Consider the following 13,191-nt stretch of genomic DNA (forward strand, 5'->3'; position numbering starts at 1 on the left):
GACTTGATGTGTTGTCAAGGCCGGCTGATGCGAACTGCTGAGTGGTCGATCTGAAGAGGCGGGTGATTTATTTCCGGCGCTTGACCTGTAAACTCGCGAGCTTTGGCGCTGTGCTGTTGCAGGCGCGCAGTATCGCATAAGTAGGCGCTTAGTTCGCCTGCTCTTTATCTATAGGCGCAAACTCTTTCAATGAATCTGCTCAAATCGTTGGCCGCCGTCAGCTCTATCACGATGATCTCCCGGGTTCTGGGGTTTGTGCGTGACACCCTGCTGGCGCGTATCTTCGGCGCCAGCATGGCCACGGATGCGTTCTTTATTGCGTTCAAACTGCCCAACCTGCTGCGGCGGATCTTTGCCGAGGGCGCGTTTTCCCAGGCGTTCGTGCCGATTCTGGCCGAGTACAAGACCCAGCAGGGGGAGGAGGCGACCCGTACCTTCATTGCCTACGTCTCGGGCCTGCTCACCCTGGTGTTGATGCTGGTGACCCTCGTCGGCATGCTCGCCGCGCCTTGGGTGATCTGGGCCACGGCGCCGGGTTTTGCCAATACGCCGGAAAAATTCGCGCTGACCACTGATCTGTTGCGGGTGACCTTTCCTTATATATTGCTGATCTCACTGTCATCCCTGGCCGGTGCGATCCTCAACACCTGGAACCGTTTCTCGGTGCCGGCGTTCGTGCCGACGCTGCTTAACGTCAGCATGATTATCTTTGCCCTGTTCCTGACACCTTACTTCGAGCCGCCGGTCATGGCCCTTGGCTGGGCCGTGCTGGCCGGTGGCCTGGCGCAGTTGCTCTACCAGCTGCCGCACCTGAAAAAGATCGGCATGCTCGTATTACCGCGCCTGAACCTCAAGGACACCGGCGTCTGGCGCGTCATGCGCAATATGTTGCCGGCGATCCTTGGGGTGTCGGTGAGCCAGATTTCCCTGATCATCAACACCGCGTTCGCCTCGCTGCTGGTATCCGGCTCGGTGTCATGGATGTATTACGCCGACCGCCTCATGGAGCTGCCGTCCGGCGTTCTGGGCGTAGCCCTCGGCACCATTTTGCTGCCGACGCTGGCACGCACCTATGCCAGCAAGGATCGCCAGGAATACTCGCGCATCCTTGATTGGGGGCTGCGCCTGTGCTTCGTGCTGGTGCTGCCGTGCGCACTGGCGTTGGGGATCCTGGCCGAGCCGCTGACAGTGTCGCTGTTCCAATACGGGCAATTCGATGCCCATGACGCGTTGATGACCCAGCATGCGCTGGTGGCCTATTCCGTCGGCCTGCTCGGCATTATCGTGATCAAGGTGCTGGCGCCTGGCTTCTATGCCCAGCAAAACATCCGCACGCCGGTAAAGATCGCGATCTTCACCCTGATCGTCACGCAACTGCTCAACCTGGTGTTTATTGGTCCGCTGGCCCACGCCGGCCTGGCCCTGGCCATCAGTGCCGGTGCGTGCATCAATGCCGGCCTGCTGTTTTATCAGCTGCGCAAACAACAGATGTTCCAGCCTCAGCCTGGCTGGGGCATGTTCGCCCTCAAGTTGCTGGTGGCGGTTGCGATGATGTCCGCGGTATTACTCGGCCTGATGCGCTTCATGCCAGCCTGGGATGAAGGGCATATGCTGGAGCGCTTCATGCGCCTGGGCGTGCTGGTCGTGGCCGGCGTGGTGGTGTACTTCGGGATGTTGCTGCTGCAAGGCTTCCGCCTGCGGGATTTCAATCGCAAGTCGTTGAGCTAGAGAGTTTGCCGCGATAAAACGGTTGTTTTATCGATTCGATCCATTTGCCCTGCGCTGTTGCCTGTCGTCCGGGGCCGGGTGTGGTTATAATCGACCACTTTATGAGCAAGAAGCGCGTTATGCAGCTGGTTCGAGGTCTCCACAACCTGCGCCCTGAGCATCGGGGCTGCGTCGCCACTATTGGCAACTTTGACGGTGTTCACCGTGGCCACCAGGCTATCCTGGCCCGGCTGCGCGAGCGTGCGGTCGAGTTGGGCGTACCCAGCTGCGTGGTGATTTTCGAGCCGCAGCCGCGGGAATATTTCACCCCGGAAACGGCACCGGCACGTCTGGCCCGTCTGCGGGACAAGCTGCAACTGCTGGCCGAAGAAGGCGTGGACCGCGTCCTCTGCCTGGCTTTTAACCAGCGTTTGCAAAGTCTCAGCGCTGCCGAGTTCGTCGACCGCATACTGGTAGACGGTCTGGGCGTACAGCATTTGGAGGTCGGCGACGACTTCCGTTTTGGCTGCGATCGGGTCGGGGATTTCGAGTTCCTGCAACACGCCGGTATCACCCAGGGCTTTACCGTCGAAGCCGCGCAAACCGTCGAACTGGACGGCCTGCGCGTGAGCAGCACCCAGGTGCGTAACGCCCTGGCCGCTGCCGACTTCGCCTTGGCCGAGCGTTTGCTCGGTCGCCCGTTCCGCATTGCCGGGCGGGTACTGCACGGCCAGAAGCTGGCGCGCCAACTGGGCACGCCAACTGCCAACGTGCAACTCAAGCGCCGCCGTGTGCCGCTGACCGGGGTTTACCTGGTCAGCGTCGACATCGACGGTCAATCGTGGCCGGGAGTCGCCAACATAGGTGTCAGGCCCACGGTTGCAGGTGATGGCAAGGCCCACCTGGAAGTTCATCTGTTGGATTTTGCCGGTGATCTGTATGACCGGCGTTTGACGGTGGTTTTCCACCAGAAGCTGCGTGAAGAGCAGCGTTTCGCCTCGCTTGAGGCGTTGAAAACGGCGATCAATGCGGATGTCGCCGCCGCCCGTGCACTAGCCGCACCTAGCGCCCATCGCTAACCGAAGAGCCTTAAATGACCGACTATAAAGCCACGCTAAACCTTCCGGACACCGCCTTCCCAATGAAGGCCGGCCTGCCACAGCGCGAACCGCAGATCCTGCAGCGCTGGGACAGTATTGGCCTGTACGGAAAGTTGCGCGAAATTGGCAAGGATCGTCCGAAATTCGTCCTGCACGACGGCCCTCCTTATGCCAACGGCACGATTCACATCGGTCATGCGCTGAACAAGATTCTCAAGGACATGATCCTGCGCTCGAAAACGCTGGCGGGTTTCGACGCGCCTTATGTCCCGGGTTGGGACTGCCACGGCCTGCCGATCGAACACAAGGTCGAAGTGACCTACGGCAAGAACCTGGGCGCGGATAAAACCCGCGAACTGTGCCGTGCCTACGCTGCCGAGCAGATCGAAGGGCAGAAGTCCGAGTTCATCCGCCTGGGTGTGCTGGGCGAGTGGGACAACCCGTACAAAACCATGAACTTCAAGAACGAGGCCGGTGAAATCCGTGCCTTGGCCGAAATCGTCAAGGGCGGTTTCGTGTTCAAGGGCCTCAAGCCCGTGAACTGGTGCTTCGATTGCGGCTCGGCCCTGGCTGAAGCGGAAGTCGAATACGAAGACAAGAAGTCCTCGACCATCGACGTGGCCTTCCCGATCGCCGACGATGCCAAGCTGGCCGAGGCGTTCGGTCTGGCAAGCCTGAGCAAGCCCGCGGCCATCGTGATCTGGACCACCACCCCGTGGACCATTCCCGCCAACCAGGCGCTGAACGTGCACCCGGAGTTCACCTACGCCCTGGTGGACGTCGGTGATCGCCTGCTGGTGCTCGCCGAGGAAATGGTCGAGGCGTGCCTGGCTCGCTACGAGCTGCAAGGTTCGGTAATTGCCACCACCACCGGTTCCGCGCTGGAGCTGATCAACTTCCGTCACCCGTTCTATGATCGTCTGTCGCCGGTGTACCTGGCTGACTACGTCGAGCTGGGTTCGGGTACCGGTGTGGTTCACTGCTCGCCGGCCTATGGCGTGGACGACTTCGTGATCTGCAAGAAGTACGGCATGGTCAACGACGAGATCATCAACCCCGTGCAAAGCAACGGCGTTTATGTGCCGTCGCTGGAGTTCTTCGGCGGCCAGTTCATCTTCAAGGCCGACCAGCCGATCATCGACAAGTTGCGTGAAGTCGGTGCGCTGATGCAAACCGACACCATCAAGCACAGCTACATGCACTGCTGGCGCCACAAGACCCCGCTGATCTACCGCGCCACGGCGCAATGGTTCATTGGCATGGACAAGGAGCCAGCCAGCGGCGACACCCTGCGTGTGCGCTCGCTCAAGGCTATCGAAGACACCCAGTTCGTCCCGGCCTGGGGCCAGGCGCGCCTGCATTCGATGATCGCCAACCGTCCGGACTGGTGCATCTCCCGTCAACGCAACTGGGGTGTGCCGATCCCGTTCTTCCTCAACAAGGAAAGCGGTGAGCTGCACCCACGCACCGTCGAACTGATGGAAGTCGTGGCCCAGCGTGTCGAACAGGAAGGCATCGAAGCCTGGTTCAAGCTGGACGCCGCCGAGTTGCTGGGTGACGAAGCGCCGCTGTACGACAAGATCAGCGACACCCTCGACGTATGGTTCGACTCGGGTACCACCCACTGGCACGTGCTGCGCGGCTCGCACCCGATGGGTCACGAAACCGGCCCGCGTGCCGACCTGTACCTGGAGGGCTCCGACCAACACCGGGGCTGGTTCCACTCGTCGCTGCTGACCGGTTGCGCCATCGACAACCACGCGCCATACCGCGAGCTGCTGACCCACGGGTTCACCGTCGACGAGACGGGCCGCAAGATGTCCAAGTCGCTGAAGAACGTGATCGAGCCGAAAAAGATCAACGACACCTTGGGCGCCGACATCATGCGCCTGTGGGTGGCGTCGACCGATTACTCCGGCGAGATCGCCGTGTCGGACCAGATCCTGGCCCGCAGCGCCGATGCCTACCGCCGTATCCGTAATACCGCGCGCTTCCTGCTGTCGAACCTGACCGGTTTCAACCCGGCCACCGACCTCCTGCCGGCCGAGGACATGCTCGCCCTGGACCGTTGGGCCGTGGACCGTACCCTGTTGTTGCAGCGCGAGTTGCAAGAGCACTACGGCGAATACCGCTTCTGGAACGTGTACTCCAAGATCCACAACTTCTGTGTGCAGGAGCTGGGTGGTTTCTACCTCGACATCATCAAGGACCGCCAGTACACCACCGGTGCCAACAGCAAGGCCCGCCGTTCGGCGCAGACCGCGCTGTACCACATCTCCGAAGCGCTGGTGCGCTGGATCGCCCCGATCCTGGCCTTCACCGCCGACGAACTGTGGGAATACCTGCCGGGCGAGCGTAACGAGTCCGTCATGCTCAATACCTGGTACGAAGGCTTGACCGAACTGCCGGCCGACTTTGAACTGGGCCGCGAGTACTGGGAAGGTGTAATGGCCGTCAAGGTTGCGGTGAACAAGGAGCTGGAGGTTCAGCGTGCGGCCAAGGCCGTCGGTGGCAACCTCCAGGCCGAAGTCACCCTGTTTGCCGAGGAAGGCCTGACTGCCGACCTGACCAAACTGAGCAACGAGCTGCGCTTCGTGTTGATCACTTCCACTGCGAGCCTGGCACCGTTTGCCCAGGCACCGGCGGATGCCGTGGCCACCGAAGTGCCGGGCCTCAAGCTCAAAGTGGTCAAGTCGGCCTTCCCTAAGTGCGCCCGTTGCTGGCACTGCCGTGAAGACGTCGGGGTGAACCCTGAACATCCGGAAATCTGCGGTCGTTGCGTCGACAACATTTCCGGTGAAGGCGAGGTTCGCCACTATGCCTGATGCAGCCAGTCGTTTCGGACGTCTGGGCTGGCTCGTACTGAGCGTGCTGGTCCTGGTCATCGACCAGGTCAGCAAGGCTCACTTCGAAGGCTCCCTGGAAATGTTCCAGCAAATCGTGGTGATCCCGGATTACTTCAGCTGGACCCTGGCCTACAACACCGGCGCGGCTTTCAGCTTCCTGGCTGACGGTGGTGGCTGGCAGCGCTGGCTGTTCGCTCTGATCGCCGTAGTGGTCAGTGCGGTGCTCGTGGTCTGGCTCAAGCGCCTGGGGCGCGATGACACCTGGCTGGCCATCGCCTTGGCCCTGGTGTTGGGCGGCGCCCTGGGCAACCTGTACGACCGTATAGCCCTGGGCCATGTGATCGACTTCATCCTGGTGCATTGGCAGAACCGCCATTACTTCCCGGCGTTCAATTTTGCCGACAGCGCCATCACCGTTGGTGCAATCATGCTGGCGCTGGACATGTTCAAAAGTAAGAAAACCGGAGAGACCGTCAATGACTGATCAGGTATTGGCTGGGCAACGCATCGGCCAGAACACGGAAGTCACCTTGCATTTCGCACTGCGCCTGGAGAATGGCGACACGGTCGACAGCACGTTCGACAAAGCCCCGGCGACCTTCAAGGTCGGCGACGGCAACCTGTTGCCAGGTTTTGAAGCGGCACTGTTCGGTTTCAAGGCCGGCGACAAGCGCACCCTGCAGATCCTGCCGGAAAACGCCTTTGGCCAGCCCAACCCGCAAAATGTGCAGATCATCCCGCGTTCGCAGTTCCAGGACATGGACCTGTCGGAAGGCTTGCTGGTGATTTTCAATGATGCGGCGAATACCGAGCTGCCCGGTGTGGTCAAAACCTTCGATGATGCGCAGGTAACTATCGACTTCAACCACCCGTTGGCCGGTAAAACCTTGACGTTCGACGTTGAAATCATCGACGTTAAAGCTCTTTGATCAACGCCCCGATCTAAAATGTGGGAGGGGGCAAGCCCGCTCCCGCCTTTGGTCGCCATTGTCAGTTCAGTAGCATCAACTCCGGCCCAAGCGCCAGACACGAGGCACAGCATGCAAATCAAACTCGCCAACCCCCGTGGCTTCTGCGCCGGCGTGGACCGGGCGATCGAAATCGTCAACCGCGCCCTGGAGGTCTTCGGGCCGCCGATCTATGTGCGCCATGAGGTCGTCCATAACAAGTTCGTGGTCGAAGACCTGCGCGCACGTGGCGCCATCTTTGTCGAAGAACTGGAGCAGGTGCCGGATGACGTCATCGTTATTTTCAGCGCCCACGGTGTTTCCCAGGCCGTGCGTTCCGAAGCGGCCGGTCGTGGCCTGAAAGTATTCGACGCCACCTGTCCGCTGGTCACCAAGGTACATATCGAAGTCGCGCGCTACAGCCGTGATGGTCGCGAATGCATCCTGATTGGCCATGCCGGCCACCCGGAAGTCGAAGGCACCATGGGCCAATACGACGGCAGCAATGGTGGCGCCATCTACCTTGTGGAAGACGAAAAAGACGTCGCCAGCTTGCAGGTTCACAACCCAGAGCGTTTGGCATTCGTGACCCAGACCACCTTGTCCATGGACGACACCAGCCGCGTGATCGACGCGCTGCGCAGCCGTTTCCCCGCCATTGGTGGGCCACGCAAGGACGACATCTGCTACGCCACCCAAAACCGCCAGGATGCAGTCAAACAGTTAGCCGATGAATGCGATGTAGTGCTGGTGGTCGGCAGCCCTAACAGCTCCAACTCCAACCGCCTGCGCGAATTGGCCGAACGCATGGCGACACCGGCGTATCTGATCGACGGCGCTGAAGATATGCAGCGCAGCTGGTTCGATGGTGTCGAGCGTATTGGTATCACGGCGGGCGCTTCGGCCCCGGAAGTCCTGGTGCGTGGCGTCATCCAGCAGTTGCATGCGTGGGGTGCTACGGGCGCCGATGAGTTGGCCGGTCGTGAAGAGAACATCACTTTCTCCATGCCCAAGGAGCTGCGGGTTCGCTCGCTGCTCTGAATGCCAGGGTGCCGGAGTAACTTCGGCACAACGCCTGTTCGGCTCTATCGCTGCGCAGGCTGATGCGCCCACTGGGCGCCAGCACCACCTGGTACAGGCTCTGCACCGAGTCCGTGGCGCATATATGTACAGTGCCCGCACGAAAACCTCCCCCAACAAATACCGGTTCGCCCAACCCGCTGAAGCGTACCTGGCTTTTGACCGGTCCATTCCCGACGATCGGTACCCGACCGCTGCCCTGGCGCTCCAGTAACACCGGGTTGTCGTCGTCCAGATGGCCACGCCCGCTAACATCCAGCACGACCCGCCAACCCTGGCTCCAGTCATCGTCCAGTGCATGGATGACTACCGCCCGGTTACGCGTGATGGCTTCAGTGCGCGCAAAGCGAAATCCGTTCGTCAGTGATTGCGCCGCGCTTTGTCGCTGCTGTGATTCCAGCAGGCCGATGAAATTGGGCGTAGCCAGATGCGCCAGGATGCCGCTCACGATCAATCCGAGAAGCAGTTCTATCAGGGTGAAACCTCGTTGTTTCATAGGTCGTCCCTCCGTGGACGGGTGTACATATCGGGTTGAAACATAGGTATAGCGTCCGGTTCGACGTGTCGAATGATGGCCTTCATGTCCAAAGTATTTCCCTTTGTTCCGTGACCTGCACCGTCGAAAAACTGACGCTAGTCTTGGTTCGCACAGCAGGGTTTTCCTGCTTTTTTCGGCCTTCGACATGGATGACGACGGTAATGCCCGCTTGCCTGAAAACCTGTTTTCCCCTGATTTTTCCTCGGTACCAAATCGGCATGACATTGATCGAAGTGCTGGTTGCGGTGCTGATTCTCGCCGTCGGGCTGTTAGGCGCTGTGATGCTCCAGCTCAACGCGCTCAAGTACACCGACAGTTCGAGGATGACCAGCCAGGCCAGTTTCATCGCCTACGATATGCTCGACCGAATCCGTGCCAATTCCGGTGCCGACTATTCGTTGCGCCGTGGCACTCGAGCGCCGGCCAGTACCGCGACCACCAACGTACGTGATGTGGATCTGCATGACTTTGAAGCCAATATTCGCGGTTTTGCCGGGGAGAGCGGCAAAGGCTCTGTGGTGGTCAGTGCAGATGAAGTGACTGTCAGTATCAGTTGGGATGACAGCCGGGGTGCAAACACCCCCGGCGCGAGGGAAACCTTCACCCTGACCAGTCGCCTCGACAATGAGCCGGGGGTGATGCAATGAGGCATCGGGGTAGAGGTTTCAGCCTGGTGGAATTGTTGCTGGCCCTGGCCGTCGGTTTGGTGCTGGTGCTTGGCGGGAGTCAGGTGCTGATCAATTCACGAGCGACCGACGCCAGCCAGCAGGCGGCCATGTTGCTGCAGGATGATGCGCGGTTTGTGCTGGGCAAGATGATCCAGGACATTCGCCAGGCGGGCATGTTTGGCTGTTTGGCCACGGCCTTTATCGAGAACGCCCCGCCAGCCTTTGATAGGCCTGTCAGCTGGAATGCCGGGGGCAGTTCAAAGTCGCTGACGCTGGTTACCGCCGATGTCGGCGACGGCAGGCCTGATTGGACGGTGCTCTCCGACTGCACGGCTACCGCTCAAGCCTATTCAGGCAGCTCACCTGCGCCTGCTCCCGGGCAGATTCGTTTTACGATTCGGCAACTGACCTACACCTTCGAGGCGGGCCAGTTGAAAGTCAGCACGCTTGCCGCGCCGGCCAAGGCTGTGTTGGTGGATAACGTAAAGGCTTTCGATATCAGTTTCGGCGTGGCTGCCAGCCCGGCGTCAGTTCGGGTTGTGCGTTATGACGCTATCCCGACCGATGAGTCCTTGATCCGCAGTGTGCGCATCCGCATGACGTTGCAAGACCCGACGGGGCGGGTAAAAGATCAAACCTACAGCGTCGTGGCGGCGCTGCGAAACCGTGTGGGGTAGGGCGACCATGGTGCTTGCTGAGGGTGTTTCTTTGCGGCAGGGGGGAATGGTCCTGCTGATAAGCCTGGTGTTTTTGTTGCTGTTGTCGTTGATCGGCCTGTCTTCGATACAGGGGGCGGTCACCCAGCAAAAGATCACCGGGAGCCTGTGGCACCGCAACCAGTCGCTGCAAACCGCAGAAAGTGGTTTGAGGCTGGGAGAGCAAGGTGTGAGGCGAAAGGGCGCGGCCTTGCCGCAGTGTCAGTCGATCGCTGCCTGTGGGCCACCGGATGAAGCGTTTTCGGTGGTGGGTGCCGGGCCCCATCCAGTGTCATCGGTTAACTGGGTTGCCATCAAGGGTGGGCTCTACGGTATTCAATCCCTGGGGCCGGGTGTAGGGCTGCCGCATGTGCCGCCGCAAACCCTGGCGACGTTGTACCGGATAACAGCGGTCGGGCTCAGTGGCCAATCGCGCACGGTATTGGAGAGCGTGTATGCGCGGGTGGAGGAGGAGAGTGGCTCGCGATTTCGGCGGGTTTCGTGGCGGCAACTTCAATAAGGAGCAATGAAATGGGCATGGACAGCCAGGGGTTTACCCTGATCGAGCTATTGATCGCCGTAGCGATCATCGCGTTTCTGGCCGGAATCGCTTACCCCGGGTACACCGGCCATGTGAAAAAGGTCTATCGCGCGGAAATCGTCGCGCTGTTGACCGAGCAGGCTCAGCACCTGGAGCGGTTTCATATGAGGAACGGCACTTTTATTGACGCAAGCGGCGTCAGTACGGGCAATGATCGCTATAGAATCACCGCAGCGTTGAACCCTCAGGATTTCTACCTGGTTGCTACACCGGGCGCCGATTCTGTGATGGCCGGCGACCCTTGCGGTGACTTCAGCCTGGAAAGCAGCGGTGCGCGTGGCAATCCGGGGGCGGCACCTGAAATGTCGCGCCAGACATGCTGGGGGCAGTGATGAGGGTGCTGGATGATTGGGTGCCGGGCGCGTTTATTCCTATTTATCGGCTGGATCAAATGATGGCTAAGCAACAGCAAGTGGTGATTGTCGGTGGCGGAGTCATCGGCTTGTTGACGGCGTTCAATCTGGCGACCCAGGGGCAGGCTGTGATCCTGCTGGAGCGTGCCGGTGTGGGGCAGGAGTCGTCATGGGCGGGCGGAGGCATTGTTTCGCCACTGTATCCGTGGCGCTATAGCCCAGCAGTCACGGCGCTGGCCCATTGGTCCCAGGATTTTTATCCGCAACTGGCTGAGCGGCTGTTTGCCGCTACCGGTGTCGACCCGGAGGTCCATACCACGGGGTTGTACTGGCTGGACCTGGACGATGAAACCGAGGCGCTGGACTGGGCTGCTCGTGAAGGGCGGCCTTTGAGCAAGGTCGATGTGTCTGCCGCCCATGATGCGGTTCCTGTCTTGGGTGGAGGGTATTCCCAGGCGATCTATATGGCCAACGTGGCCAACGTGCGCAACCCGCGCCTGGTCAAATCTTTGAAGGCCGCGCTATTGGCCTTGCCTGCCGTGACTGTTCACGAACAGTGCGAAGTGACCGGCTTTGTTCTGGATGGCGGCAACGTAGTGGGCGTGGATACGGCACAGGGGCCGATTCTGGGGGACCAGGTGGTGCTCGCAGCGGGGGCGTGGAGCGGCGAGTTGCTCGGCACATTGGGCTTGGCGTTGCCGGTGGAACCGGTCAAGGGGCAGATGATTTTGTACAAGTGCCCCTCGGACTTCCTGTCGAGCATGGTCCTGGCCAAAGGGCGTTATGCGATCCCTCGGCGCGACGGGCACATCCTCATCGGCAGCACTCTGGAGCATGAGGGGTTCGACAAGACGCCCACCGACACCGCGCTGGAAAGCCTCAAGGCCTCGGCTGTGGAACTGATTCCCGCCCTGGCCGACGCCGAAGTAGTGGGGCATTGGGCCGGCTTGCGGCCCGGCTCGCCGGAGGGCATCCCCTTTATCGGTCGGGTACCCGGCTTCAACGGGCTGTGGCTCAACTGTGGGCATTACCGCAACGGGTTGGTCCTGGCGCCGGCATCGTGCCAGTTATTTGTCGATTTGCTGTTGGAGCGTGCGCCGATCATCGATCCGGCACCCTATGCCCCCGAAGGTCGGATCAACGCTGGATAGACTTCGGTCCTTGCTCCAGATGCGCCTGGGTGCAATACCACTCCTGGCGCGAACTCAGGGCGCGATCCTGTGGCAAGTGCACGCCGCAGTGTGCGCAGCGCACCATCAACGCAGCGCCGGGCTCGCTGGTGCGTTGCTGCCTGGCGGTCGGGCTTTTGAATTTGCGCCAGAACCATACCGCGGCAGCAATAACGGCAATCCAGAACAGAAGACGAAGCATGATGGGCGGTTTCTCGATAAGGAATGCGCCAGTTTAGCCAAGGACGTGGCAGGCGCACAGCGCAATAATCCTTGCCCATAAAAAAGGAGCCCCGAAAGGCTCCTTTTTTGCGTTGCGTCGACAGACTCAGTCGAACACACCGAAGGTCATGTAGCTGAACCACGAACGATCCTGGTTGTTGCCCAGGGCCTGCGGCTCTTCTTCTTCGATCACGTCGCCGTTCTCGTCGTGCGGCTTGAGGTCCGAAGGAATGGCTTCCTTGGCGTCCTGGAACTGCTTGATCACGTCCTGGTTGGCGCGAGTTTCGCCCGGCGGCAACGGCGGACGCGACTCGATCAGGCCCAGGGTGTACTTGCTCAGCCACGAGCGGTTGTCCGCTTCGGCCACCTGAGGCACGAACTGGCCGTCTTTCAGGCTCGGGTGATCAGGGTAGTTGAGCTTCAGGGTCTCCAGGCTGGTGCTGGCCAGCTCGTCCAGGTGCAGGCGCTGGTAAGCCTCGGTCATCACCGCCAGGCCGTCACCCACGGATGGGGTTTCCTGGAAGTTTTCCACGACATAGCGACCACGATTGGCTGCGGCTACATACGCCTGACGGGTCAGGTAGTAGTGGGCCACGTGGATTTCGTAGGAAGCCAGTAGGTTGCGCAGGTAGATCATGCGCTGCTTGGCGTCCGGCGCGTAGCGGCTGTTTGGGTAGCGGCTGGTCAGCTGGGCGAACTCGTTGTAGGAGTCACGGGCGGCGCCCGGGTCACGCTTGGTCATGTCCAGCGGCAGGAAGCGCGCCAGCAGGCCGACATCCTGGTCGAACGAGGTCAGGCCCTTCAAGTAGTAGGCGTAGTCCACGTTCGGGTGTTGCGGGTGCAGGCGGATGAAGCGCTCGGCGGCGGACTTGGCAGCCTCCGGCTCGGCGTTCTTGTAGTTGGCGTAGATCAGCTCAAGCTGGGCCTGGTCGGCGTAGCGCCCGAACGGATAGCGCGACTCCAGGGCCTTCAGCTTCGCTGTGGCGCTGGTGTAGCTATTATTGTCCAAGTCTTTCTGTGCCAGTTGGTACAGCTCGACTTCGCTCAGGTTTTCGTCGACGACTTCCTTTGTTGACGAGCAAGCAGCAGTCATGGCGAGGATGGCGATCAGCAGCAGGTGTTTCACTTGCATGGCGGCTTGCGTCCCTATGACGGCCGCTGTCTTGGGCGGGGCCGTCCTGTTATGATGAGCGCCCCGTTGAAAGCCTCGGGGCAAAAGACGCCGTATTTAACCACAAGCGCGCAGCCGAAACCAAAGGCTGTGC

14 protein-coding genes are annotated in these 13,191 nt (G+C 60.5%); 11 read left to right on the forward strand and 3 right to left on the reverse strand.

What is annotated here, in order from left to right:
- Positions 1-189 precede the first annotated feature (189 nt).
- The 6 genes from murJ to ispH all read left to right on the forward strand — a co-directional run bounded on the left by murJ (position 190) and on the right by ispH (position 7,641).
- Entirely contained in the window at positions 190-1,728 is a 1,539-nt protein-coding gene (murJ, locus tag BB029_RS05290; protein ID WP_065938468.1) for a murein biosynthesis integral membrane protein MurJ, read from the forward strand.
- Positions 1,729-1,847: 119 nt separating this feature from the next.
- A complete protein-coding gene (gene ribF / locus BB029_RS05295) occupies positions 1,848-2,786 on the forward strand; it encodes a bifunctional riboflavin kinase/FAD synthetase (protein WP_065924072.1) in 939 nt (312 codons plus the stop codon).
- 14 nt (positions 2,787-2,800) lie between these two features.
- Positions 2,801-5,632, forward strand: a complete 2,832-nt coding sequence (gene ileS / locus BB029_RS05300) for an isoleucine--tRNA ligase (RefSeq protein ID WP_065938469.1) — start codon at positions 2,801-2,803, stop codon at positions 5,630-5,632.
- Positions 5,625-6,137 carry a signal peptidase II gene (gene lspA, locus BB029_RS05305; RefSeq protein WP_065938470.1) on the forward strand — a complete coding sequence of 171 codons (513 nt, stop codon included), beginning with the start codon at positions 5,625-5,627 and terminating at the stop codon, positions 6,135-6,137. The genes ileS and lspA overlap by 8 nt, the downstream gene beginning before the upstream one ends.
- On the forward strand, positions 6,130-6,582 hold the full coding sequence (gene fkpB / locus BB029_RS05310; protein WP_065938471.1) for an FKBP-type peptidyl-prolyl cis-trans isomerase: 453 nt from the start codon (positions 6,130-6,132) through the stop codon (positions 6,580-6,582). Before lspA ends, fkpB begins: the two co-directional genes overlap by 8 nt.
- Positions 6,583-6,693: 111 nt before the next feature.
- Complete coding sequence (ispH, locus tag BB029_RS05315; RefSeq protein WP_065938472.1) at positions 6,694-7,641, forward strand: 4-hydroxy-3-methylbut-2-enyl diphosphate reductase; 948 nt, start codon at positions 6,694-6,696, stop codon at positions 7,639-7,641.
- Here the strand turns inward: ispH and BB029_RS05320 are convergent.
- On the reverse strand, positions 7,595-8,176 hold the full coding sequence (locus BB029_RS05320; RefSeq protein WP_065938473.1) for a GspH/FimT family pseudopilin: 582 nt from the start codon (positions 8,174-8,176) through the stop codon (positions 7,595-7,597). The two genes, ispH and BB029_RS05320, sit on opposite strands and share 47 nt — an antisense overlap.
- Before the next feature lie 203 nt (positions 8,177-8,379).
- Between BB029_RS05320 and pilV the strand changes: the two genes are divergently transcribed.
- From pilV to thiO, 5 genes are all read left to right on the forward strand, one after another.
- Complete coding sequence (pilV, locus tag BB029_RS05325) at positions 8,380-8,865, forward strand: type IV pilus modification protein PilV (RefSeq protein WP_065938474.1); 486 nt, start codon at positions 8,380-8,382, stop codon at positions 8,863-8,865.
- Positions 8,862-9,563 carry a prepilin-type N-terminal cleavage/methylation domain-containing protein gene (locus tag BB029_RS05330; protein ID WP_065938475.1) on the forward strand — a complete coding sequence of 234 codons (702 nt, stop codon included), beginning with the start codon at positions 8,862-8,864 and terminating at the stop codon, positions 9,561-9,563. Before pilV ends, BB029_RS05330 begins: the two co-directional genes overlap by 4 nt.
- A 46-nt stretch (positions 9,564-9,609) precedes the next feature.
- Positions 9,610-10,101 (forward strand): PilX N-terminal domain-containing pilus assembly protein, encoded by a 492-nt coding sequence (locus tag BB029_RS05335; RefSeq protein WP_371914611.1) that lies wholly within the window; start codon positions 9,610-9,612, stop codon positions 10,099-10,101.
- A gap of 11 nt (positions 10,102-10,112) precedes the next feature.
- Complete coding sequence (locus BB029_RS05340) at positions 10,113-10,514, forward strand: type IV pilin protein (RefSeq protein WP_065938476.1); 402 nt, start codon at positions 10,113-10,115, stop codon at positions 10,512-10,514.
- 62 nt (positions 10,515-10,576) lie between these two features.
- Positions 10,577-11,686: a glycine oxidase ThiO gene (gene thiO, locus BB029_RS05345; protein WP_065938955.1), complete on the forward strand. Its 1,110-nt coding sequence runs from the start codon at positions 10,577-10,579 to the stop codon at positions 11,684-11,686.
- Here thiO and BB029_RS05350 read toward each other — a convergent pair.
- Positions 11,673-11,906 (reverse strand): PP0621 family protein, encoded by a 234-nt coding sequence (locus BB029_RS05350; RefSeq protein WP_027606845.1) that lies wholly within the window; start codon positions 11,904-11,906, stop codon positions 11,673-11,675. The genes thiO and BB029_RS05350 overlap by 14 nt on opposite strands.
- Before the next feature lie 126 nt (positions 11,907-12,032).
- On the reverse strand, positions 12,033-13,058 hold the full coding sequence (locus BB029_RS05355) for an outer membrane protein assembly factor BamD (protein WP_065938477.1): 1,026 nt from the start codon (positions 13,056-13,058) through the stop codon (positions 12,033-12,035).
- Positions 13,059-13,191 lie beyond the last annotated feature (133 nt).

It is taken from the genome of Pseudomonas sp. S3E12 (assembly GCF_001702295.1).
GTDB lineage: Bacteria > Pseudomonadota > Gammaproteobacteria > Pseudomonadales > Pseudomonadaceae > Aquipseudomonas > Aquipseudomonas marginalis.